Genomic DNA, 23,953 nt, shown 5'->3' with positions numbered 1-23,953 from the left:
GCCGAGATCTGCCCAGCAGGTCGAGGGTGGTGGATTGTCTGCTATCGAGCATGTCCCGCATCCGCTTTTCGTGCGGACATTCTCGCACCGGCGCAGGTGGCGGGGATAAGTCGGCCGCCGAGTGACGCTGCCCCCTACTCAGCCATGCCGGGCTGTTCTAAAGCTGACGGGGCAATTTATCCCGAGTCGTGGAGCCTCAAATGGCCACCGAAACCGATATCGCCCTCGTCAAGCAGCAGGAGCAGGACCTCGTGCTTGCCCAGTTCGATGAGTCCGTCGCCTTCAAGCTGGGCAGCGCCATTCGCGAGCGCGCGCTGGCCGAAGGCCTGTCGCTGGTGGTCGATATCCGCAGCTGGGACCGGCAGCTGTTCTTTGCCGCCACCTCGGGCACCAGCGCCGACAATGCCGAATGGGTGCGGCGCAAGATCAATTCGGTCCGCCGCTTCCAGCGCGCCAGCTACCGGCTGGTGCTGGAGCGGGGCGAGGCGCCGTTCCCGCCACAGGCAGGCGCAGATCCGGCCGACTATGTCATTGCCGGTGGTGGTTTTCCCATTCGCGTCAAGGGCGCGGGTATCATCGGGTGCCTCACCATTTCAGGTCTGCCCGGCCGCAGCGATCACGGTGTTGCCGTGGCGGCCTTGTGCGACCATCTGGGATTCGACCGGGCCGACTACGCCCTGCCGGCAGAATAGGGGCCGATGTGAAGCTCAATTACCTGCTGCTGGACGTCTTTACCCGCGAGCGGCTCAAGGGCAATCAGCTTGCCGTCGTCACCAAAGCCGATGGTCTGCTCGATGGCGAGATGCAGGCCATTGCCCGCGAGTTCAACCTCAGCGAAACGGTGTTCATCCTCAAGCCGCAGGCCGAGCGGAACACCGCCGCCATCCGCATACTCACGCCTTATGCCGAATTGCCCTTTGCCGGCCACCCAACTGTGGGGGCGGCCGTGGTGCTGGGCCTGCAGAACAAGGTCAGCGCCGTGCGGCTCGAGGAGAAGGTGGGGCTCATCACGGCCTTGTTCGAAAAGGCCGACAAGCGCTCGGGCGAGGCGCGTTTCGCCCTGCCGCGGCTGCCGTCGCGCATCGCGCCGTTGAGCGACAGGCTTGGCATGGCGCAGGCGCTGGGCATCGATGTCGAGGATATCGGCTGCGATGTCTACGAACCGGCGGTGTTCTCGGCCGGGGTCACCTTCCATCTGGTGCCGGTGCGCAATGCCGAGGTGCTGCGCAGGATCAAGGTCAACCAGGCCATCTGGAACAAGGTTTTCAGCCACGACCACAACTCGGCTTACGTCTTCACTCTGACGCCGGACGAGCCCGACAACGATCTGGCCGCCCGTATGTTCGGCATGGATATCGGCGAGGATCCGGGAACCGGCTCGGCCGCGGCAGCGCTGATCGGGCTGCTGGCCGAACACGCCAACCTGGCCACCGGCCAGGCCGATTTCGTGCTGCGCCAGGGCCACGAAATGGGCCGCCCCTGCCGCATCACCATCCAGTTGCGCAAGGAAGATGACGTGCTGATCCATGGCGGCATCGGCGGCCATGCCGTCATCGTCGCCGAGGGCATGCTCGATCTCGACGCATGACGGCTGCGTGGGCCCGTGTTAGCGTTCCCGCCGGGGAATAGCAGCAAGGGAGGATCGGGCGATGGATATCGTCGTCAATCTGCTTATCTGGGCGCATATCATGGCCTTCGTGGCCGGGGGCGCCAATTCGGTTGTCGGGCCGGTGATTGCTTCGCGGCTGCCCGGCGCAACCGCGGATGCGCGTGACGGCTATTATGCCGTCATGAACAGGCTGGCGCAGGTCGGCAAGGGTGCCATGGGCGTGCTGCTAATCAGCGGGCCGCTGATCCTCTGGCTCAAATATGGTGGCCTCGGCGGCGCCAGCATCTGGTTCTGGATCAAGATGGCGCTGGTCGTGGTGATGCTGGCGGCCATCATTTACGGCGGCATCAACTTCAAGAAGGCCCAGGCCGGCGACAGCGCTGCGGGCGCGCGGGCCGAAATGGCCCACAAGGTGACGGGTCTCGCCTTTGCCGGCGTTATCCTCGCGGCGGTGTTCGCTTTCGCCTGAGCGGACGTTCGCAACAAAAATCAAACATGCGCCGCAGCTTGGGCTTGCGCCTTGCTGCGGTTTCGCGCATTCTTGACGCAAATCGGAACTGAACCCATGCAGCGCAAGCGCGCAATTGCCATCGCCGTCGCCCAACGCCAGGAGCGCACCCGCGTCCTGACGATTGCAGCCGGCCTGCTTTTGCTGCCTGCTGCGCTTCTCCTCCTTCTTATCAGCCCCTGATCACCGGCAGCTCGAACGAGCGGGTCGTCAGGGGATAGTGCCATAAGCCGAACAGCAAATGTCCGGCCTGCAGAGCTGTGACTCTGGGCCGACCGATAGGAATTCGAGAATGTCCGCTGCATCAGATACCAACAAAGACCGCGTCTTCATCTTCGACACCACCCTGCGCGACGGCGAGCAATCCCCCGGCGCCACCATGACGCTGGAAGAAAAGCTGCAGGTCGCCGAAGCGCTCGACGACATGGGTGTCGACATCATCGAGGCGGGCTTCCCCATTGCCTCCAACGGCGATTTCGAAGCCGTAGTCGCCGTGGCCAAGCAGGTCAAGCGCTCGACCGTTGCCGGACTCGCCCGCGCCATATCGGCCGATATCGATCGGGCCGGCGAAGCGGTGCGCCACGCCCGGCGCGGCCGCATCCACACTTTCGTTTCCACCTCGCCCATTCATCTGGCCCACCAGATGAAGAAGACCGAGGACGAGGTCATCGAGATCATCGCCCGCACCGTAGCCCAGGCGCGCAACCTCATCGACGACGTCGAATGGTCGGCCATGGATGCCACCCGCACACCGCTGGAATTCCTCAAGCGCTGCGTCGAGACCGCCATCAAGGCCGGCGCCACCACGATCAACCTGCCCGATACGGTCGGCTATGCCGTGCCCGACGAGCACGAGAAGATGTTCCGCGACATCATCACCATGGTTCCCGGCGCCGACAAGGCGATCTTCTCGGCCCATTGCCACAACGACCTGGGCCTGGCCGTCGCCAATTCGCTGGCCGCGGTGCGGGGCGGGGCGCGGCAGGTGGAATGCACCATCAACGGGCTGGGCGAACGGGCGGGCAATGCGGCGCTCGAAGAGGTGGTCATGGCCCTGCGCACCCGCGCCGACGCCATGCCGTATCACACCGAGATCGAAACCACCCATCTGGCGCGCGCCAGCAAGGTCGTCTCGGCGGCCGCCAATTTCCCGGTGCAGTATAACAAGGCCATCGTGGGCAAGAATGCCTTCGCCCATGAAAGCGGCATCCATCAGGATGGCATGCTCAAGAATGCCGAGACCTACGAGATCATGACGCCGGCCAGCGTCGGCATCAAGGAAACCACCCTGGTCATGGGCAAGCATTCGGGCCGCGCCGCCTTCAAGGACAAGCTGCGTGAACTGGGTTACGAGCTGGGCGACAACGCCTTCCAGGAAGCCTTCGTGCGCTTCAAGGACCTGGCCGACCGCAAGAAGCATGTCTACGACGCCGATATCGTGGCCCTGGTCGATGACGAAGTCGGCTCGGTGGGCGACCGCATCAAGCTGGTCGACATGGAGGTGGTCTCCAAGACCGGCGGTACCCATAAATGCACCATGACCCTCTCGATTGATGGCGAGGAATCGTCGGTCACCTATGAAGGCACCGGCTCGGTGGATGCCATCTTCAACGCCATCAAGGCGAGCGTCGGCCAGCAGCCGCATCTGGTGCTCTATGCCGTCGACGGCGTTACCGGCGGCACCGATGCCCAGGCCAGCGCCCATGTACGGCTCGAAATGAACGGCCGCATCGTCTCGGGCAACGCCGCCGAACCCGATACGCTGGTCGCCTCGGCCCGCGCCTATCTCAATGCCTATAACCGCCTGCTGATCGAACGCGGCGCCTCGGCGCAAGGCGCGATGGCCGGCTGACCATCGCCCACCCTTCTCCCCTTGCGGGAGAAGGTGCCCGAAGGGCGGACGAGGGGACGGCGCTTACGCCAACCCCGCCAACACCTCGCCCAGCGCCGCGTCCAGCAAGCTCCGGTCGGCGTCGGTTCCGGCGCTGATGCGGATACAGCGGTTAAGTCCGGTGACAGCCGGTTTGCGCACGAAGATGCCGCGGCTCGCCAGGCCGTCGAGGATGGCCTGCGCATGGGGGCCGTCGCGGCCGCAATCGACCGCCACGAAATTGGTGGCCGTCGGCAGGGGCGTCAGCCCGTGTCGTCGCACGATAGCGGCGGTGTCTTCCAGCGCCAGTTGAACCGCGGCCACCGCCTGTGCCAGGTAGGCGCTGTCGGCTAATGCCGCGATGCCGGCGGCCTGTGCCACATTGCTGATGCCGAAGTGGTTGCGGATGCGGTTGAAGGCCGAAATGCTGCGTTCCTCGCCGAACACATAGCCCACGCGCGCGCCGGCCAGGCCGTAGGCCTTGGAAAAGGTGCGCATGCGCAACAGGTTGGGGCGGCCGATATCCAGCGGTGGCAGTGTGCCTGGCGGCGCGAATTCGCCATAGGCTTCGTCGAGCACGATCATCGTCGTTTCGGGTACGGCGGCGATGAAGCGCTCCACCGAGGCGGCGTCCCACCAGCTCCCCATCGGATTGTCCGGATTGGCGAGATAGACCATCGCCGCATTCGTTTCCTGCGCGGCGCGGGCCAGCGCGTCGATATCCTCGCGGTCCCCGATGTAGGGGACGGTGTGCATCTGCGCGCCGTAGCCGTGAATGTGGTAATTGAAGGTGGGATAGCCGCCCAGCGACGTGACCACGGTGCTGCCGGGCGCCGCATAGAGCCGTACGGCCATGCCCAGGATGGCGTCTACGCCCTCGCCGGGCATCACATTGGCGAACGGAATGCCGAGATGGGCGGCGATGGCTTCGCGCAGATCGTGGTTTTCCGGGTCGCCATAATGCCAGCTTTCATGCGCCGCCGCCGCCATGGCCGCCAGCACGGATGGCGCCGGGCCGAACGGGCTTTCATTGGCGCCGATCCGCGCCCGCAGCGGTACGCCGCTGCGCCGGGCAATGGCTTCCGGCCCGACAAAGGGCACGGTCTCGTCGAGGGTGGCGGTAATGGGCGAGAGAGAAGGGCGGGACACGGGGCTACGACTCGCTGTTCTTGATCGATCTATCCTAGCCACCCATGCCGCTTGCCGGGAAGCGATTCGGGCGCCGCGTGACCTCCCGCCAGGCAATTTTTGCTCTGATTCTGCCGCTTTCAGGCCACTTCGCCAATCCTGACGAAATTGGGGCAGGCTTTTGCACAGGCCGCCAACATGGCGCCGCCGCCGCGCCCCCACGAAAACAGGGGCTTTCACGCGGGTCGTTCAAACCGATGGCTTTTGCATTAAAGGCGAGGCGTCCTGGCAAGGTTGAGGAAGGTATGCGCGGGCACCCTTTTGCTCGCGTCACACCTCCCTGGCGCTCCCGAAATCTGATTTCTCTTTCAAGGAGCCTCGTGCCATGCCGCCCACCTACGTTCTCGCTCGAGATCACCTGCAGCGCGCCGCGACGATCCTGCAGGGTGTGGACAGCCGTTCGCGCCAGTTGCGTTACATTATCGAACGAACCATCAGCCTCATGGATGAGACGCGGCAGGAGCCGGCATCCAGGGCCAGCAATGTCCTCGACTTCGCTGCCTTCCGCGAGAGCCGGGTCGACTGATCATTCGGACGCTGGCGGGGCCCGCCAGCGTCACGGCCTCAGGCGCCAGCCTGCGTTTCCGGGCTCGGATTGGCCGGATCGGGCGTCACGGTAATCCCTGCCTTGTCGGCCTTGCTGCCGGTCAGTTCGCGATTGAGCGCAATCTTTGCCTCTTCGGTCAGCGCGTAAAGCGCTTCCAGATAGTCGGGCGTCGCCACCCAGGCCCGCAATTGCAGGTTCACCGCCGCGCCCGAAAAGCTCTCGACATGCACATTGGGTGCCGGATCGGCCAGCGTGCGCTTGTCTGACATGGCGATGCGCAAGAGGATTTTCCGCGATTTGGCGATGTCGATACTATCGGGCACGCTGACATTAACGTCGATGCGGCGGCGCGGTTCGCGGCTGTGATTGGTAATGGCAGAAGCCCAGAGTTTCTGGTTGGGCGTGAAAATGTAGAGCCCGCTCGATGAGCGAAGCCGCGTGCCGAAGAGGCCGATTTCCACCACTACGCCCGCCACGCCGTCGCCCTGGATGAATTCGCCGATGGCGATGGGACGCAGCCAGATCAGCATGATGCCGGCGGCGATATTGGCCAGCGTGCCCTGCAGCGCCAGCGCAACCGCCAGGCCGGCCGCGCCCAGCACGGTCAGGATCGAGGCGCTGGAGACCCCAAGCAGGTTGAGCGCCGTCACCATCGCGAAGATGATGATGCCGTAGCGCGCCACCTGCGACAGCAATGGCGCGAAATTCTTGTCCACGCCATAGGCGCGCGGCAGCAGCTCCCTGATAGCCCTTGCGGCGAGCCGCGCCAGGTACCAGCCAACCACCAGAATCGCGAGGGCTGTCAAAAGGCTGAGGGCGTTGGCGGAGAGCCAGCCAAGCGGGATCGTCAGGATTTCGGAATTCGTCATGCCGCACCGGTTTGTTGGCGCGATTTGCGCCGCTGACACTCTAGCAAACCTCCCATGTGAGGAAAGTGGCGTCGGGCGCTAGACAGGGCGGAATCCCTTTGATAGAGAGGCGCCACTTTGGAAGCTCCGGCATTGGGGCGAGTAGCTCAGCTGGTAGAGCAGACGACTCTTAATCGTCGGGTCCACGGTTCGAATCCGTGCTCGCCCACCAAAGTCCTCCCGACATCGACAGTTTCCCTGCCGCACTGGTTTCGGTTCCCCCTCGCAATTGCCTGGCGGTTGCGGCACATTGCTTCTTCGTGGACTGGAGGTGGCAATGCGGTTCCTGCTGGTTTCGGCCCTGTGCCTCGCGATCATGCCGGTTGCGGCGCAGGACATGCCCCCCGATTTCAAGAAGTGCCTGCCTTGCCATGCCATTGGCGAGGGTGCGATCAACAAGGTCGGGCCGCAGCTCAATGGCGTTGTGGGGCAGCCGGCCGGTCGCGTGGCTGGCTACGCTTATTCGCAGGCCATGCTCGCGGCGCAGGCCGATGGGCTGGAATGGAACCGCCAGACGCTGACACAATATCTCAAGCGCCCCAAGCATCTCATCGTGGGCACCAGCATGACGTTTGCCGGCATGACGGATCGTGCCGCGATCGATGCCGTCATCGATTATCTCGCCAGCTTCGATAGCGAAGGCGAGCGCGTGACGCCCTGATAAAGGACGCTCCGGCGCCGGTGCATTTGCGTATATGCTGGCCGCTACCGGGAGTCGCATGGCGCTTGCTGCACGATGAAGTTCGAAGTCACCGCCTATAGTTATGACGCAGCGGCGCACCGGCTGCATTTTACCGCCAGCGGCCTTCGCGATGGCATGCGCTTTACCGTCGCGAGCCATGTGCGGTGCCTTAAGGATCCGGTCACCCCGCAGAATGCCCATCTCGTCGCCCTGGTGGCGCTGACCGAAATCTTCAAGCGGCCGGGTGCCTCGGGACGGTGAACCTGTCGCCAGGCTGTCAGGATGGCGTCAATCCGCCACTGATCCTCAGACTTTCGTTTATTTTGGACGAGTTCCGCTTCCCAGCAACCGACCGGACCGTTATAGGGCGACCATTAGTTGCGCCAGACGAGGACCATTGCATGTTCGGTTTCGACCCGAGTTTCCTGAGCTCGCTTGTTCAGGTGATCCTCATTGATCTGGTTCTCGCCGGCGACAACGCCGTCGTCATCGGCCTCGCCGCGGCGGGCCTCTCCTCCGATATCCGCCGCAAGGCCATCCTTATCGGCATCATTGCCGCTACCATATTGCGCATCTTCTTCGCGCTCATCACCACGCAATTGCTGGCGCTTGGCGGCGGCCTGCTCATCGCCGGCGGCGTGCTGCTGCTCTATGTATGCTGGAAGATGTTCCGCGAGCTCACCGTCTCGCAGGCCGACGAACATGAGGCGCAGGAAGCGCTCGAAGACAGCGACAAGAATGCCGATGGCGTCGTGGCCGGCAGGGCGCCGCGCAAGACGCTGCGCCAGGCCGTCATCCAGATCATCATCGCCGACGTATCCATGTCGCTCGACAACGTGCTGGCCGTGGCTGGCGCGGCGCAGCACCATTTCGAGGCGCTGATCATTGGCCTGGGCCTGTCGGTGGTCATGATGGGCGTTGCCGCCACCTTTATCGCGGGCCTGCTGCACAAGCATCGCTGGATCGCCTGGGTGGGTCTGCTGATCATCCTGTTCGTGGCCGTGCGCATGGCGCTCGAGGGGCTGGGCGCTTTCGTCGCCATCCCGGAGATCCCGTTCGTCTATACGCCGCATGCCGTGGCTGGCGCTGCTGCGGCCGTCCATTAGCCTTTGGTAACCACGGCCCGAACTTTGCAGCATTTGTCATGCTGCAATAGGGATTTGCACACTTGGCAGGTCTAGTTTCCCGCTCAACTGTTACGAGCGGGAAGCAATTTCGATGTCCCTTATCGCTGATCGACTGATCGATGCCGGCCAGCCCGGCCATCAGGTCCAGCGCGCCGGGCTGGCCACGGGCCGGCTGCAGACCCGCATTGTCGATGGCGCGGAATGGGACAGGACCATCGCCGGTTTCGACGAGGTCTGCCAGGAGCAGATGTACGCCTTTGCCCTCACCCGTTGGCCATCGGTCAAGCAGGAGCCGATGCTGTTTCTGCTCGATGGCGAGATCGTTGGCGGGGCGCTGGTCATGGTGCAGTCGCTGCCACTCGGACTGGCGCGGATCGCGGTGTCCAAATGGGCGCCCATGCTGAAGGACGTTTCACGCCCCGATGCCGAAGCCATTCATGCCGGCATGGCCGAGGCCATGGTGGCCGAATATGCCAATGGCCGCGGCCAGATGCTGTCGGTACTGCCACGCGCTTCAATCAGCCCGGTCAATCGTGAATATGAGCGGCTCAGGGCGCGCGGCTTCAGGCGCGGCTCCGAGCTGGGTTTTCCCAATCGCTACATCGTCAACCTGCGCCTCACCGACGAGGAGCAGCGCAAGAGCTTCCAGCAGACCTGGCGGCGCCAGCTCAACAAGTCGGAAAAGGCGGGCCTCAGCTTCGAGCATGCCGGCCCGGAAAAGATCACCGACTTCGAAGCGCTCTATACGGCCATGACCGACCGCAAGCAGTTTTCCGACCATTCGGCCTACGAGACCGTGCCGGCCCTGATGCAGGTCGACGTACCGGCTTTGCGGCCCGAACTGTTCTTCGTGCGCCATGAGGGCGAACTGGTTGCCGGCGCGCTGATCTTCAAGGCAGGCGACCGGGCTGTCTATCTCTATGGCGCCACCAATGACAAAGCGCTGCCGCTGCGCGCCGGCTATTTCATGCACTGGCACATCATCCGCTGGCTGCGCGACAATACCACCGCCACCTGGTACGACCTTGGCGGCACCGATGGGTTCCAGGGGCTGCACCAGTTCAAGAAGGGCATGGTCGGCGAGGCCGGCGTCATTCGCCCGGTGCCGCCGGTGGCCAATTATGCCAGCCGCCCCCTGGCCCTGCTGCTGGGAACCGGTGCCTTTGCCGCGCGCGATGCGCTCTATGCGGTGCGCCGGGCCGTGGATGGCTGGCGCAATCCCAAGACCAGGGCAACCCAGGCCAAGCCCGGCAGCGACGAGGCGCCGGAATGAGCCTGCATCGGCGCCTGGCATCGCAATCGACGATCATCTTCGGCGCGCGGCTGGCCGGCGCCGGGCTGATCTTCCTGGTGCAGGCACTGATTGCCCGCATCTGGGGCGCCGACCTGCTGGGCGAATACATGATCGTCATCGCCACGGTGAACCTGGTCGCGGTGGTCATGCCGCTGGGCTTTCATACCGTGGGCACCTATTTTGCCGCCGAATACCGGGCGCGAGGTGAACGCGGGCATTTCGTCACCTTCATCGTCAGGGCCTATGGCCATGTCGTGGGGGCGCTGGTGCTGTTGCTGCTGCTCGGCCAGCCCATACTTGCTCTGCTGGGGCAGGGCGGCAGCGTTCTTGCCGATCACTTCATCCCGGTGGCGCTGCTCGCCTTTGCCACGGCCATGGTCTATGTCAACGGCGCGCTGCTGGTCGGGCTCAAGCGCCCGTTTGCCGGCTTTTTCGCCGATACCATGTTTCGTCCGATCATCGTCATCGGGGCCTTCCTCGCCACCATGAGCTTTGCCGTGCCGACCGAAGGGTTCTCGGCAATGCTCTGGATCGTGGCCGCGGGCTATGTGGCGATCGCGCTGGTGCATTTCGGCTTCGTCGTCACCTCGCTGGATCGTATCCCCGATACTGCCCCGCAACGCCCGTCCGAGGCGGCCCGCTGGTGGCGCTTTGCCTTGCCCTGGGTGCTGATCTCGCTGGCGACCGATTTCTTCTTCGATATCGACCTGCTGCTGCTCAGCCACGCGCTCAGCCGCGAGGAACTGGCCATTTTCGGCATCAGCACCCGCATTTTCTCGCTGATTTCCTTTGCCGTCGCGGCCGTCTACGCGGTCACCTTGCCCGACATGTTCGAGAGCGAGGCCAATGCCGACCGCGAGTCGTTCAAGCGCAAGGTGGGTGACGCCAATTTCGTCGCCAGCGTCATTTCGGTCGTGCTGTTCGGCGGTATCGCCGTCGCCGGCCCGTTCGCGCTGATGCTGTTCGGCCCGAGCTTTTCAGCCGGCGCCGCGCCGCTGGCCGTATTGTGCCTGGCGCTGGTGGTGCGGTCCGTCATGGGGCCGGCCTCGCTGGTGCTTTCCATCCACGACCGCCCCTATGCCAGCCTGCCCTCGGTGGGGCTGGGCGTGGTGACGCTGGTGCTGTGCAACTGGCTGCTGGTGCCCCGTTTCGGGCTGATGGGCGCGGCATTGTCGGCCATCATAGCCATTTCGATCTGGTCGGTCGGGCTGTGGTGGGTTGCCCTGCGCACCGCCAAGCTTGATGTCTCGATCCTGCAATGGTTCCGCACCCGCCGCGCCGGTGCACTGCCGGCGGAATAATCCTTCCGGCCGGGCCTCTTTCCCTTCGCCCCTGAGGGGAGAAGGTGGCCCGAAGGGCCGGATGAGGGGTTCAGCGGTGGTGTTCTGCTGATGGGCCTTCACCCCTCACCCCAGCTCTGCCAGATCGCTTCGCTTTCGGCGGCGCTACCCTCTCCCCTGAGGGGCGAGGGGGCGATGGAGCCGGCAATTTCGATAGCTATCCACGCAATCTAAGCCGCCTTCACCAGCCCCAGCCGCCGTTTCAGCAGGCCCAGCCGGCCGATGTTGGCGCCGCTGTCATAGTCCTCGGTGATCTTGGCATATGGCTTTTCGATCAGCAGGTAATCCTGCCCGAAAATGTGCTTTTCCAGCAGGCACGTCTCCTTGTAGCCGTAGCGCTTGAGCAGCATGCGGGCGACGGCGTTTTCGGGTCGCACGAAGGTATAGGCCTTGTGGAAGCGTCCATTGTCCCAATGCTCGTCGAAGGCGCGCATGCCGAACATGCCCAGCTTGGTCTGGCGGTGGCTGGGGAAGACCCAGCTCCAATAGCGGAACACGGAGCCGCATTCGGGCCCCGAGACCATGGCGCCGCCCGGTATGCCATCGGCGCACATGATCATGATGTGCCAGGGGTCGAGCGCCAGCAGGGTGCGCAGGAAATTCTTGTTGAGCCGGCCCATTTCGTGGGCCTTGAAGCGGTCGCTGTAATATTCGGACGTAGAGATCACATCCAACAGCTCGTGGTGGATCAGATCGATATCGGCCGGCGTAGCGGCGCGGATGGTCATCTCTGCCATAGGCGGCTCCTCCATGCGCCCAGAATAGCAAAGACCGCCCGGCGCCCGAAGCATCCTAGGCCAGTGCAGTTAATGGGCGGTACAGGCGCTGCTACCCATTAAGTCGCAGCGTCAAGGCCTTGCCCGGCGCGGGGTGGGTCAGTAGAACGGGAGCGGGAGAGATAAGGGAGGATAGTATGAGCGAGCAGCTCGTATTCCAGCCAAGTGCGGCTGCGATCGCACGCACCCACGTCACCAAAGCTCAGTATGACGAGATGTATGCGCGTTCGATCAGCGATCCGAACGGATTCTGGGCGGAGCAGGCCAAGCGCCTCGACTGGGTGAAATTCCCCAGCACGATCAAGAATACCAGCTTCGCCTATCCCGATGTCTCGATCAAATGGTTCGAGGACGGGATTCTCAACGTCTCCTACAATTGCCTCGACCGGCACCTGGCGACGCGCGGCGACCAGACCGCCATCGTCTGGGAAGGCGATACGCCGGGCACCGACAGCAAGGTGACCTATCGCGAACTGCATGGCCGGGTCTGCCGCTTCGCCAATGTGCTCAAGGCCAATGGCGTCAAGAAGGGCGATCGCGTCACCATCTACATGCCGATGATCGTCGATACGGCGGTGGCCATGCTGGCCTGCTCGCGCATCGGCGCCGTCCATTCGGTGATCTTTGGCGGATTTTCGCCTGATTCGATCGCCGGCCGCGTCAGCGACTGCGGCAGCACGATCATCCTGACGGCCGATGAAGGCCGCCGCGGCGGCAAGACCGTGCCGCTCAAGAAGAATGTCGATGAAGCCCTGGCCAAGGTGTCGGGCGTCGAGACGGTCATCGTGGTCAGGGTCACGGGCAATCCGGTGAACATGGTCGAGGGCCGCGACATCTGGTACGACGACGCGGTTTCCCTCGTTGACGCCGATTGCCCGCCCGAGCCGATGAACGCCGAAGACCCGCTCTTCGTGCTCTACACGTCGGGCTCGACCGGCAAGCCCAAGGGCGTGCTGCATACGACGGGCGGCTATCTGCTATGGGGCTCGCTGACCCATGAACTGAGCTTCGACTATCGCGATGGCGAGGTGTTCTGGTGCACGGCCGATGTGGGCTGGGTCACCGGGCACACCTATATCGTCTACGGCCCGCTGGCCAATGGCGCCACCACGCTGATGTTCGAGGGCATTCCGAGCTATCCCGACGCTTCGCGCTTCTGGCAGGTGGTGGAAAAGCACAAGGTCAACGTGTTCCACACCGCGCCGACAGCCATCCGCGCGCTGATGGGCGCCGGGTCCGAATTCGCCGACAAATACGAGATGCCGACCCTGCGCCTCCTGGGTACGGTGGGCGAGCCGATCAATCCGGAAGCCTGGCTCTGGTATCACAAGCATGTCGGCAAGGGCCGCTGCGAGATCGTCGATGCGTGGTGGCAGACCGAGACGGGCGGGCACATGATTGCGCCTTTCCCCGGCGCCATCCCCACCAAGCCGGGTTCGGCGACCAAGCCATTCTTCGGCGTGCAGCCGGTGGTGCTGTCGCCCGAAGGCGTGGTGCAGAGCGAGACCAAGGCCGAGGGCGTGCTGGCCATCAAGGATAGCTGGCCGGGCCAGATGCGTACCGTCTACGGCGACCACAAGCGGTTCGTGGAAACCTACTTCACCCAGTACAAGGGCTATTATTTCACCGGCGACGGCTGCCGTCGCGACGAGGATGGCTATTACTGGATCACCGGCCGCGTCGACGACGTGCTCAATGTCTCGGGCCATCGCCTCGGCACCGCCGAGGTCGAAAGCGCGCTGGTCAGCCACCCCAAGGTCTCCGAAGCCGCCGTCGTCGGCTATCCGCACGACGTCAAGGGGCAGGGCATTTATTGCTACGTCACCCTGATGGCCGGCGAGGCCAGCGACGATGCGCTCAAGGCCGAGCTCAAGACCTGGGTTCGCAAGGAAATCGGGCCCATCGCTACGCCCGATCTCATCCAGTGGGCGCCGGGCCTGCCCAAGACCCGCTCCGGCAAGATCATGCGCCGCATCCTGCGCAAGGTGGCCGAGAACGACTTCGGCTCGCTGGGCGATACTTCGACGCTGGCCGATCCGGCCGTGGTCAATGACCTGATCGAGAATCGGCAGAACCGCTAGTTTGGACCAATACCCCCGCTGTCATTCCCTCCCCACAAGGGGAGGGAAGCCCGCTCCGTGGTTGGGGGAGACATTCGAGATGATCCTTGACGGCCTATCTGGCGCCTCCCTCCCTTGATGGGGAGGGATCGAGGGTGGGGTGGGCCACACGAACCGATGTGGCGCTCAAAGAGTCACGGGCGGGGACCCCAAGATCCCCGCCCGATCAAAGGCAACGGCTTCACGGGCTGAAGGTTGAAAACGGCCCATGCTCCAAGTCACCGCCGCCAAATTGGCATGGCCGGGCAGCGTCCCGCATCCCCCAAATGGGGGTGATAGGACAATGATCTTCTGCGACAGCCATTGTTTCGGCCGGATTTGCCGATCATCGTCGGACCAGTGATTCCTGCCTGGACCGTCCCGTGACCCGTCATGCCTTTCTCGCTGCCGCCCTGGCGCTGCTGTTCCTGCCCGCTGCCGCCCATGGCGCGACGCTGGAGCAGATGGCAGGGCAGATGATCGTGGTCGGCTTCCAGGGCGACGACGTCGACGATGCCGCGGTTGCCGGCCTGCGGGACGATCTGGCGGCCGGCCGGCTCGGCGGCGTCATGTTGCTCAAGCTCAACGTCAAGAGCCTCGATGCCGTAGCCGAGATGAATGCCGCTTTCCGCGCGGCTTCGCCGGACCTGCCGCCATTCTTGACGCTCGACCAGGAAGGCGGTGCGGTCGAGCGGCTGACCAGGGATGTCGGCTTCAAGGAAATTCCCAACGCCGCCACCATTGCCGCCGAGAACAGCCCCGAAGAGGCCGAGGCGATTTATGCCGAAATGGCCGCGTCGATCGCCGAATACGGCTTCACCGTCAATTTCGGGCCGGTGGCCGACATCAGTATCAATCCCGATAACCAGATCATCGCCAAATATGGGCGCGCCTTCAGCGCCGATCCTGATGTCGTCGCTCGCTACGACGCGGCCTTCATCGCGGCCCATCATCAGGCGGGCCTGCTGACCGCGCTCAAGCATTTTCCCGGACATGGCTCGTCCACCGCCGACAGCCATGAAGGCTTCGTCGATATCACCCAGACCTGGCAACCCGCCGAGCTCGATCCCTATCGCGCGCTGATAGCAGAGGGTCTCGTCGACATGGTGATGGTCGGCCATCTCTACCATGCCGACTATTCCGACGCCGGCGCCAGGACGCCCGCATCGCTGTCGCCACAGTGGATAGATGGGGTGCTGCGCGGCGAGCTGGGCTATGATGGCGTGGTCATCAGCGACGATCTCGAAATGGGCGCCATCCGTGACCATTTCACCCTCGAAGAGACCGTCACCCAGGCGGTTCGCGCTGGCATGGATGTGCTGCTGTTCTCCAACACCGCCAAATATCGCGCCAGCCTGGGCCAGGAAATCCTGGACATCCTGCTCGCCCAGGCCGAAGCCGACCCGGCCTTCGCCGCGCGGATCGAGGAGAGCTACAACCGCATCGTGGCGCTCAAGGGCCGAATTCGGTAGGCAAGCCTTTCCCCACCTTCTCGCCACCGGCGGTTCCCTCCGCATCCATCGCCAGATAAAGTGCGCCCCCACGAGGCAGGAGTCGTTGCTTGATGACGGATGATCGCGAAATCCGACAGGTCCGGGCGATGTTCATTTCGGACGTCCATCTGGGCATGAAGCCGATTCGAACCGGACAGCTCATCGAATTCCTGCGTGCCCACGATGCCGAGACCATCTATCTGGTCGGCGATATCCTCGATGGCTGGCGCCTGGCCAAATCCTGGCATTGGCCGGCCGAATACAATGTTCTGGTGCAAGTGCTGCTCGACAAGGCCAATGCGGGGACGCGCGTGGTCTACCTGCCGGGCAATCACGACGAGTTCCTGCGCGAATATCTCGGCACCTATTTCGGCGAGGTCGAGTTCGTCGATCGCACCGTCCACACCTCGGCCTCGGGCAAGACCTACCTCGTCATCCATGGCGACCAGTTCGACGTGGTGGTGATGAATGCCAAGTGGCTCGCCCATGTCGGCGACTGGGCCTACAATGCCGCCTTGCGCGTCAATATCGCCATCAACTGGGTGCGGCGCCGGCTGGGCCTGCAATACTGGTCGCTGAGCGCCTGGGCCAAGCAGAAGGTCAAGAACGCCGTCTCCGTCATCGGCCGCTTCGAGGAAGCCCTGGTGCATGAGGCCAAGGAATCGGGTGTCGATGGCGTCATCTGCGGCCACATCCATTTTGCCGACATGCACGACCGGCTGGGCATCCACTACATCAATACCGGCGACTGGGTGGAGAGCTGCACCGCCATCGTCGAAACCGCCGATGGCGGATTCGAGCTGGTTAAATGGACCGAAATGGTCGCTGGCGAACCCCGCAAGTTCCGCCTCCGCCGCGCCGCAGGGTAGGGCGCCGCTTACCTCTCCCTAAAGGGAGAGGTAAGCTAAGAACGCACTTGCCTTGTGGCGCAATGCGGGGCACCAAGGGTTCCGGGCGCTGATTTGCCCGGAGTTCATTTTTCCATGCTTTCGGCATTTTCGCGCCCGGCCAGTCCCGAGCTGCGCGCGTCCGTGTTTCAGTTCACCGTTTACATTCCCGGCGGCGTGGCTTCGGTCTTTCTGGGCATCTGGCTCAATGAACACGGCATTCCCGCCGACCAGATCGGCATCATCAATGCGCTGCCGACGCTCTGCCTGCTGTTGCTCAACATCGTTGTCGGCCGTATCGCCGACAAGGCCGATGACTGGCGCACGGCGCTCATCGTCATCTCGCTGGCCTCGGCCCTGGCGCCGCTGCCGCTGTTCTTCGTCTCCGAATTCTGGGGCATCCTCCTTATCTGGGCTCTCTGCGCCACCTCCAACGGCCTGGTGGCGCCCGTCATCGACGCGGCCACCGTCCGGATGACGCGCCGCAACGGTACCGATTTCGGCACGGTCCGGGCCTGGGCCACCGTGGGCTATGTCTTCGCCGCCGCCGGGCTTGGCCTCTTCCTCAACGTGCTGGGGTCGGGCGCCTTTGTCGCCCTCTATGTGGTGACGGTGGTGGTGCGGGCCGCGCTCGCCTATCTGCTGCCACGCTTCCGCACGCCCGCGCCCGAGATGACCCTGGCCAATAGCGACCCGGCGCTCGTGGCCCAGCCCAGCCGGCTCAGGGATTCCCTGCAGCCGTGGTTCGTGCTGCCGCTGCTGGCCTTCGCGCTGGTCAATTCTAGCAATGCGCTCATTGGCAGCTTCGGCGCGCTGTTGTGGCACGAGAACGGCATTCCCAGCTTTTTCCTCGGGCCGCTGCTGGGCATCGCGGCGGTGGGGGAGGCGATCCTCATGTTTGCCTGGCGGCGCTTCGGCGGGCGGGTCACGGCGCGCAACATGATCCTGGTGGCGGCCTTGGCGGGCCTCGTGCGCTTCACTATCATGGCGTTCAATCCGCCGGTCCAGGTGCTGTTCTTCACCCAGCTGCTGCATGCCTTCAGCTTCGGCATGGGCTATTTCGGCGTCGTCCACTTCATCGCCAACTGGACCAACGAGGCCAATGCCGCCGAAGCACAGGGTTTTGCCAATATGCTCAACATGGCCACCGCCATGTTGGCCCTGATCGCCTTCGGCGTGCTGGTGGAGCATTTCGGCGCTTACGCCTTCTTCTATTCTACGGTCACCTCGCTGCTGGCCATTGGCTGCGTGCTGCTGTCGCTGAAGCTCCGCCCGCCGAAGTCGCTGGCGGGATAGGGGGGCGAGAGCCGGCCTCCTGCTGGCGTTGCAGGGAACTATTCCGGAGAACCTTCAGAAAGCTTGGTCCGGACTGGATAGGGCGGTGGAACCGTGTCGCGGAATGGCTTGGCGCACGGCTCATCTTAGGCGACGCCGAGTGCGGGATATTCGTTGTCAGTGAGTCGCTCTTTTCGATGGAAAGCGACGTTACCGATCTAGTTGAGATTCTCGCCATCTGTCGTCGCTATCAAGCTGCAGAGCTCTAGGTGATTATCGAGCGTCTGCTATTCTCGCCAGTCGATGCCAGAAGTTCGCTGACCTGACGGTCCGTTCCCACCCCAGGTCGGACGCTGCGCAGCGCTGCTACTGCGCCAGACAAAAGGCCCCGGATCGTGCCGGGGCCTTTTCAATTCGTTCTGGTTGCGATCAGTTCAGCCGGCCGCTGGCATGGGCCAGGGTCGTATAGACCTTGCCGCGGTCGCTCAGCAGGTATTCCCGCGTTTCGGCGGCGGGATGGGCTCCGGCGGCGGCGCGTTTCAACAGCTGTTCGAACTCGCTCATATAGGCCTGCGCGGTGCGGGCGAATTCGGGCTCCCGCTGCAGCTTCTTGCGCACTTCGTCATAGGTGCCCTGGCCGCTCAGCGTATAGATGCGGCGCGAGAACACATTGGATTCGCCAGCCTGGTAGCGGGCCCAGGCATCGGCCAGCGCGCCATCGTCGATGGAGCGGGCGATCTCGTCGGTCAGGCCGGAAAGGCCGACCTGCTGGGGCTGCGTGCCCTGCTGCTTGGCGGTGGCGTTGCGCAGCACGTCGCGTAGCCAGCCGCCATTGTCGCTGGCCACCGGGGCCTCGGCAGGCTCGGCTTCGGGCTGCGGCTCGGGCTGGCGCAAAGGTTCGGCGCGGCGGGCCGGCTCGGCCGCGCGGATCGGATCGACCAGCGTTGCCGCCTGCCGGGCGGGTTCCTCACGATAGCTTTCGCGCGGCGCCTGGTAGGCTGGGGGCTCCTGGCGGATTTCGGCGCGCGCAGCCGGGCGCGGCGGGCGGCGATCGTTGAGATCATGGGTAGCCGGCTGGCTGCGCACGATGGCGTTGAGCTCGGACAGTGCCTCGATCTGTTCGGCCACGACGCGGCGCATGGCGGCGGCGCTGGCGCGGGTTTCCTCAGGCAGTTCGTTGACGCCGCGCGCCAGTTCGGCGCGGGTGGCCTCGAGCTCGCTGCCCACTTCGCGGGCCGTCTCGCGCATGGCGCGGGCGGTGTCGTTGAAGCGGAGCGTGGCTTCCTCGATGGCGCGCTGCATTTCCCCGATCATCATCTGCTGCGCCTGCTGCAGGGCGGCATTGGCGCGGCGGCCTTCGGCATCGGCGGCACCGCGGAATTCGCCCAGGCGGCTGGTAACTTCGCTCGAGGTCTCGTCCAGCGCCTGGCGGAAGGTGCCGGTGGTCTGGTCGATGGCGTTGCGGAGCTGGCCGGCATTGGAGGCGACCGCGTTGCGCACCGATATCGAGCTGTCGCTGATCGTATCCGCCAGCGTGCTGGTGGTGGTGGTGAGAACGTCGGTGACGTTGCCGGCGGTGGCAGCCAGCACATCGCTGACCTTGTTGGCATTGTCCTCGAGCGCGTTGTTGACCTGCGCGGTCTGGTCGTTGAGCGCCATGCGGACCGAGGAAGCGGTCTGGCTGAGCGCTGCGGCGGCGGCATCGGCGGCGCGCTGCACGGCATTATCGACCTGGCCGGCATTGGCCGCGAGGGTCGTGGTGAACCGCTCGTTGGTGGCATAGAGCGCTTCGGTGACGCTGTCGGTGGACGACTTGATCGTTTCGGCAATGGTGCCCGACGTGGCCGTCAGGGCTTCGTCCATGGCGCGGCGGGCGCCGATCAGGCGGCGTTCGGTATCGTTGACCGTATCGGCAATCGACTGCGCGAAGAGGCGCATGCGGCCGTCGATATCGTCGGCGCGGGCGGCGAAGCTCTGCGCCAGCGCATCCATGGCGCTGCGGCGATCTTCGAGCGTCTGCAGGGCCTCGTCGCTGGTAAGGGCCAGCGCATTGGAAGCCTGGGACATGTTGGCCGCTTCGGAATCGAGCCGCCCCAGCACGGTCGAGAACTCGTCGACCATGCCGCGAATGGTGGTCTGGAGGGCCGAGACATGCTGGCTGACCATGGCGCCAGCCTGTTCGGTCTGGCCGATGGCTTCGCGCACCGTGGTCGAATAGGTCGAGGTCTGCTGGGCGACACTGGTTTCGAGATTGGCCAGGTTGGCCGTGGATGCATCCAGCACCCGCTGCAGCAGCAGGTTGGAGTCGTTGAGCTTGCCCAAGGCCGCGGTGACGTCGGTGAGAATGCGCGAAGTCGAAACGGCCATGATGGCCTCGGCTTCGCGGGCATTCTCGCCCAGTGCGTCGCGCAGCAGGTTGCCGTGATTGTTGAGGGCGCCCTGCAACTGGTCGGACTTCTCGCTGACCAGGTTGGCGAAGGCGCTGGTATGCTGTTCCACCGAGCGGTTGATGTCGCTGAGGCGGGTCTCGATCGTATCGACCGCACCCACCGCCTTGACCGTGAGCAACTGGTCGATATCGGTGGCCGCCACGCGGATCTGCTCCAGCGCGGTGCGCACGGCGCTGTCCATGCGGTTGGCGGTATTGGTGATATCGCTCGAGATGTTCTGCGTCGCCGCGGTGATGCGGGTGGCGATGGTTTCCTCGATCCGGTCGGCGCCAGCTTCGAGATCGGCCATGGACTGGGTGATCGATGTGTTGATCGAGGCGTTGAGGGCGGCCAGGCGTTCGGCCGTGATGTCGGCGCGGGCGGTGATCGCCTCGGGCAGGGTGCCCAGGCGCTGGTCGACCATGTCGCTGATGGCCTGGCGGGCCGAAGTAACGCCGGTCTCGATGAGGTCGGCAGCCTGGCGGGCGCTTTCGCTGACCGTGGCGCTGGCGGCATCGATGCGCGCGGCCACGCCATGCTCGGCGTCGGAAATACGGGCGATGGCGCTGTCGAGGCCTTCGCCGAGATTGCTGTTGAGCTCGGCGACCTTCTCGGTGATCAGCGCCGACATGGTGGTCACACGCTCGCCCATCGTGTCGGTGGCGGTGCGCAGCGAGCCGTCGATCTTGGCGCGGGCTTCCTCGCCCTGCTGGGCGATGGTGTCGGCCAGTTCGGCCGTGCGCAGCCCGATGGTTTCCCCGATCGAGGCGGTATGGGTGGCCAGTGTGTCGCTGAGCGCCTGGGTGCGGCCGCCCAGCGCTTCGGAAAGCTGCTGGGTGCGGGTGCCGATGGCCTGGGCCAGCTGCTGGGTGCCGCCGTCGAGCGCGGTACGCAATTCTTCGGCGCGATGGTCGAGTTCCCCGGTCAGCGTGGTGGTGCGTTCCTCGATCTGGGACACCAGCGAAGTGGTGCGCTCGTCGAGCTGGCTGGCCAGCGTGCCGGTGCGCGAATCCAGTTCAAGCGACAGGGCGGTGGTCTTTTCCGTCAGCGTATCGGCAAGGCGCTGGGTGCGGCCGGCAATGGCCTGGTCGAAGGCTGTGGTGCTGCCGGTCAGCGTCTCGCCCAGCTCTTCGCTGCGGGCGCGGATGGCTTCGCTCATCTCGGTGGTGCGGGCGGCCAGCAGTTCGTCCACGGCCTTGGTGCGGCCATCGAGGGCCTCGGCGATGATGCCGGCATGGCCTTCGAGCGAATCCGAGATTTCGCGCGTGCGGTTGGTCAGGCTCTCGGTGATGGCCTTGGTGCGCGCGCCGAGCACTTCGCCCAGTTCGCGGGTGCGTTCGGCCACCACGTCGTTAAAGCGCCCCGATTCCTCGTTGAGCGCCATTTCCAGCACATTGGCGCGGGCGGCAAAGCTGGTGCCCTGCTCGTCGAGCCGGGCGAGAAGGCTGTCGCCCTTGTCGCCGATGACATTGTCCAGCGTGTGCAGGCGCGTGTCGAGAATGGCGGCGATCTCGTTGAGGCGCGCGTCGAACTGGCTGAGCGAATCCTGCCCTGCAGTCGCCAGCGTGATGCGGGCGCGTTCCGACGTATCGTCCAGCGCGCCATTGATCTCGATCACCGCCGATTGCAGGCGGCTATCCATGGCGTTGAGCTGGATGGACACCGATTCATCGAGCTGGCGGGTCAGCGCATTGAGCAGCACTTCGGCTTCGCGCGAGCGCGAAGAGATATCCTCGGCAATGCGCTGGCCGATCATGTCGAGGCCGCCGGTAACTTCATGGCCGCGTTCGCGGAGCTGGCCGAGCAAAGCGGCGCCGCCATCCGTCAGCAGATGCGACAGGGCCCCGGTATGCTGCTCGAAGGCCGAGGAAAGGGCCAGGGTCCGCTCGTCCAGCGCCCCGGTCAGCGCGCCCATGCGGCTGTCGATGGTGTTGCTCAGTTCGCTGGCGCGGTTCTCGAAGTTGGACGACATGGTCGCCGAATGGTCTTGGAAGCTCAGCGACAGGCGGCCGGCGCTGTCATCGAGCGCCGAGAGGAAATCGGTGGTCCGGTTATCCACCAGCGAAACAAAGTTCTCGGTGCGCTCGCCGAAGGAATTGGTCAGCGTATTGCCGGCGGTTTCGAGCGCGCGGGTCAGGTTGCCGCCGCTTTCGACAATGGTGCCCGCGATGCGCTGGCTGATCATGTCGAGGTCGAAGACCAGGCCCGTATGGCTTTCGGTGATGGCTTCGCGCACCCGCTCGGTATTGGTCAGCACGCTTTCGCGCTGGCTGGCCAGTTCGGCGATCAGCGCGCGCATGCGCGATTCATTGTCCGAATAGGTGCGTTCGAGTGCGGTGACCTCGTTGTGGATCATCACTTCGAGCTCGCCGGCGCGGCTCAGCGCACGTTCGAGGCCATCGCCCAGCGCATTGACCTCGCGCCGCACGGCCTGGCCCACCGAGGCGACCTTGTCGGCGGCGGTGACTTCGGGCTCGGCGAGCCGAATGGCGGCCTGGGTGATCGAGGAGGCGGCATTGCGCAGGTCCTGCGCGCGGCGGAACAGGGTGGCGACGGCGAAGAAGCCGAGCACCGGCAGGATCATGATGGCGAGCAGGCCGATGAAATCGATGGTGCCGACGAATTGGCCGAAATTGGCCATTTGCGCGCCATAGCGCAGCCACGCCACGGTTCCGGCGACGGCCAGCCAGACGATGGACAGCACCAGCGCGATCCAGGTCGGGGCGGACGAGGAGCGGTTCTGCAGGTTGTAGAGGATTTTCGAGGTCGGGAAGCGGTCGTCATTGGCGACGCTGCCGGCCTGCTGGGCAATCTTGTCGGCGGCGCGCAGGCGCTCGGAGCGCGCGCTTTCCGCCGGCTTCTTGTCCGCCGCCGGCTGGGCCGGGCTATCGAGGCTGAACACCGATTCCTTCAGAGCGTCTTCGACGGCCGAAAAGGCCAGCGCGGCGGGATCGTTATGGGGGGTCGGATTCTTCGCCATACTCTTTACAACTCTCGCGTCGGCTTGACAGCAACAAGGCGGACTACGGGAGTTATCATGACTCCGCAGCCGTTTCCGGTCGCATCGTCAAATGGAAGCAATTCGATGCAAATGCCCCGCATCGTCCCCCCCAACCGTCGCCGCCGCGCGCTGGTTCAAAGCCCATTAATACATTCAATTTTACCCAAACCGAACGGTTTCTTACCCAAAGGTTAATTTTCTGGGGAAGGACCGGCGCCATCAGAGCCGGCAAACAAAGGCAAAGGTGTGGCTTAATCCCCTGTTCACCTGCTCGTTCTAGGCTGGCGGGTGCGGCATTGTCCTGTGGGCGCGTCGCCGCACCAGTCAGGGAGCCGCCAGGATGGCGCAGCGATCAGCAGCAGTCGAAAAGCACGATCAGCTCGTCCATGTCCGGCCGATGCGGCCCATCGACCTGGTGCATCTGGCCAAGCAGTGCCTGGGCGACGAACATCTCGAATACGAGATCCTCCGCCTGTTCGATACCACGGTCAGAACCTATTTCGGGCGCCTCGAACTGGCCGCCAGCTATGACGACCTGGCGATCAACCTCCATTCCATCAAGGGGGCTGCCGGTGGCGTCGGCGCCTGGACCATTGCCGAACTGGCCAAGGCCGCGGAAGTCGAAATGCAGGCCGGACGGCCCCTGACCACCGAACGCATAGCCGATCTGGGCATGGCCATCGAGGAAGTCCGCGTCTTTATCGATCGCATGCTGAGCAACGAGCCGGCCTGACGCCGCCGGCCCTCACGATCGAGGTGCGCGTGGCGAGTATCAGATAGCGATCTGATTACCGTCGCGATCCGCTGCCAGCGTGGCGCGGCTCCAAAGCCGTCATTTGACCCTCTACTTGTCTGCCCCTATACAGCGGCCAATATCTGACGCGCCGCGCCGTTCCCGCGGCCCATGACCCGACACGTTC

20 protein-coding genes and 1 tRNA gene are annotated in these 23,953 nt (G+C 64.4%); 17 read left to right on the top strand and 4 right to left on the bottom strand.

The window, feature by feature from the left end; translation table 11 throughout:
- Positions 1-200: 200 nt before the first annotated feature.
- The 5 genes from ASD04_RS05455 to ASD04_RS05440 all read left to right on the top strand — a co-directional run bounded on the left by ASD04_RS05455 (position 201) and on the right by ASD04_RS05440 (position 3,969).
- Positions 201-692, top strand: a complete 492-nt coding sequence (locus ASD04_RS05455) for a heme-degrading domain-containing protein (protein ID WP_056253710.1) — start codon at positions 201-203, stop codon at positions 690-692.
- Between the two features lie 8 nt (positions 693-700).
- Positions 701-1,588 carry a PhzF family phenazine biosynthesis protein gene (locus tag ASD04_RS05450; protein WP_056253707.1) on the top strand — a complete coding sequence of 296 codons (888 nt, stop codon included), beginning with the start codon at positions 701-703 and terminating at the stop codon, positions 1,586-1,588.
- A 61-nt stretch (positions 1,589-1,649) separates the two neighbouring features.
- Positions 1,650-2,078 carry a hypothetical protein gene (locus ASD04_RS05445; RefSeq protein ID WP_056253704.1) on the top strand — a complete coding sequence of 143 codons (429 nt, stop codon included), beginning with the start codon at positions 1,650-1,652 and terminating at the stop codon, positions 2,076-2,078.
- Between the two features lie 96 nt (positions 2,079-2,174).
- Complete coding sequence (locus ASD04_RS19955) at positions 2,175-2,300, top strand: hypothetical protein (protein ID WP_280137666.1); 126 nt, start codon at positions 2,175-2,177, stop codon at positions 2,298-2,300.
- A 109-nt stretch (positions 2,301-2,409) separates the two neighbouring features.
- Positions 2,410-3,969, top strand: a complete 1,560-nt coding sequence (locus ASD04_RS05440; protein WP_056253701.1) for a 2-isopropylmalate synthase — start codon at positions 2,410-2,412, stop codon at positions 3,967-3,969.
- Between the two features lie 63 nt (positions 3,970-4,032).
- Here the strand turns inward: ASD04_RS05440 and ASD04_RS05435 are convergent, their stop codons facing one another.
- Positions 4,033-5,136 (bottom strand): pyridoxal phosphate-dependent aminotransferase, encoded by a 1,104-nt coding sequence (locus ASD04_RS05435; protein ID WP_056253699.1) that lies wholly within the window; start codon positions 5,134-5,136, stop codon positions 4,033-4,035.
- Positions 5,137-5,500: 364 nt separating this feature from the next.
- Between ASD04_RS05435 and ASD04_RS05430 the strand changes: the two genes are divergently transcribed.
- On the top strand, positions 5,501-5,701 hold the full coding sequence (locus ASD04_RS05430) for a hypothetical protein (RefSeq protein WP_056253696.1): 201 nt from the start codon (positions 5,501-5,503) through the stop codon (positions 5,699-5,701).
- Positions 5,702-5,739: 38 nt separating this feature from the next.
- Here the strand turns inward: ASD04_RS05430 and ASD04_RS05425 are convergent, their stop codons facing one another.
- Positions 5,740-6,591, bottom strand: coding sequence for a mechanosensitive ion channel domain-containing protein (locus ASD04_RS05425; protein WP_056253693.1), 852 nt, complete (start codon positions 6,589-6,591; stop codon positions 5,740-5,742).
- A 135-nt stretch (positions 6,592-6,726) separates the two neighbouring features.
- Here ASD04_RS05425 and ASD04_RS05420 point away from each other — a divergent pair.
- From ASD04_RS05420 to ASD04_RS05395, 6 genes are all read left to right on the top strand, one after another.
- Positions 6,727-6,802 (top strand) — tRNA-Lys (locus ASD04_RS05420).
- A gap of 105 nt (positions 6,803-6,907) precedes the next feature.
- Positions 6,908-7,291 (top strand): c-type cytochrome, encoded by a 384-nt coding sequence (locus tag ASD04_RS05415; protein ID WP_056253691.1) that lies wholly within the window; start codon positions 6,908-6,910, stop codon positions 7,289-7,291.
- A 75-nt stretch (positions 7,292-7,366) separates the two neighbouring features.
- The gene (locus ASD04_RS05410; protein WP_056253688.1) at positions 7,367-7,573 is read left to right on the top strand and encodes a hypothetical protein; all 207 of its coding nucleotides are present in this window, start codon (positions 7,367-7,369) and stop codon (positions 7,571-7,573) included.
- 140 nt (positions 7,574-7,713) lie between these two features.
- On the top strand, positions 7,714-8,418 hold the full coding sequence (locus ASD04_RS05405; protein WP_056253685.1) for a YjbE family putative metal transport protein: 705 nt from the start codon (positions 7,714-7,716) through the stop codon (positions 8,416-8,418).
- Positions 8,419-8,530: 112 nt separating this feature from the next.
- Positions 8,531-9,712 carry a GNAT family N-acetyltransferase gene (locus tag ASD04_RS05400; RefSeq protein WP_056253681.1) on the top strand — a complete coding sequence of 394 codons (1,182 nt, stop codon included), beginning with the start codon at positions 8,531-8,533 and terminating at the stop codon, positions 9,710-9,712.
- Positions 9,709-11,034, top strand: a complete 1,326-nt coding sequence (locus ASD04_RS05395) for a polysaccharide biosynthesis C-terminal domain-containing protein (protein ID WP_056253678.1) — start codon at positions 9,709-9,711, stop codon at positions 11,032-11,034. The genes ASD04_RS05400 and ASD04_RS05395 overlap by 4 nt, the downstream gene beginning before the upstream one ends.
- A 209-nt stretch (positions 11,035-11,243) precedes the next feature.
- Here ASD04_RS05395 and ASD04_RS05390 read toward each other — a convergent pair whose 3' ends face one another.
- Positions 11,244-11,810, bottom strand: coding sequence for a hypothetical protein (locus tag ASD04_RS05390; RefSeq protein WP_056253676.1), 567 nt, complete (start codon positions 11,808-11,810; stop codon positions 11,244-11,246).
- Positions 11,811-11,986: 176 nt separating this feature from the next.
- Between ASD04_RS05390 and acs the strand changes: the two genes are divergently transcribed.
- From acs to ASD04_RS05370, 4 genes are all read left to right on the top strand, one after another.
- Positions 11,987-13,930: an acetate--CoA ligase gene (gene acs / locus ASD04_RS05385; RefSeq protein ID WP_056253673.1), complete on the top strand. Its 1,944-nt coding sequence runs from the start codon at positions 11,987-11,989 to the stop codon at positions 13,928-13,930.
- A gap of 401 nt (positions 13,931-14,331) precedes the next feature.
- Positions 14,332-15,420 carry a glycoside hydrolase family 3 N-terminal domain-containing protein gene (locus tag ASD04_RS05380; RefSeq protein ID WP_056253670.1) on the top strand — a complete coding sequence of 363 codons (1,089 nt, stop codon included), beginning with the start codon at positions 14,332-14,334 and terminating at the stop codon, positions 15,418-15,420.
- A gap of 92 nt (positions 15,421-15,512) precedes the next feature.
- On the top strand, positions 15,513-16,310 hold the full coding sequence (locus ASD04_RS05375) for a UDP-2,3-diacylglucosamine diphosphatase (protein ID WP_056253666.1): 798 nt from the start codon (positions 15,513-15,515) through the stop codon (positions 16,308-16,310).
- 114 nt (positions 16,311-16,424) lie between these two features.
- Positions 16,425-17,624 (top strand): MFS transporter, encoded by a 1,200-nt coding sequence (locus ASD04_RS05370; RefSeq protein WP_056253663.1) that lies wholly within the window; start codon positions 16,425-16,427, stop codon positions 17,622-17,624.
- A 408-nt stretch (positions 17,625-18,032) separates the two neighbouring features.
- Here the strand turns inward: ASD04_RS05370 and ASD04_RS05365 are convergent, their stop codons facing one another.
- The gene (locus ASD04_RS05365; RefSeq protein WP_056253661.1) at positions 18,033-23,012 is read right to left on the bottom strand and encodes a hypothetical protein; all 4,980 of its coding nucleotides are present in this window, start codon (positions 23,010-23,012) and stop codon (positions 18,033-18,035) included.
- Positions 23,013-23,373: 361 nt separating this feature from the next.
- Between ASD04_RS05365 and ASD04_RS05360 the strand changes: the two genes are divergently transcribed.
- A complete protein-coding gene (locus tag ASD04_RS05360; RefSeq protein ID WP_056253657.1) occupies positions 23,374-23,766 on the top strand; it encodes an Hpt domain-containing protein in 393 nt (130 codons plus the stop codon).
- The last annotated feature ends 187 nt before the right edge of the window (positions 23,767-23,953 follow it).

It is taken from the genome of Devosia sp. Root436 (assembly GCF_001426345.1).
In the GTDB taxonomy this organism is placed as follows: Bacteria; Pseudomonadota; Alphaproteobacteria; order Rhizobiales; family Devosiaceae; genus Devosia.
The sequence above is the reverse complement of the archived record's forward strand: the minus strand, read 5'-3'. Positions and strand labels throughout refer to the sequence as shown.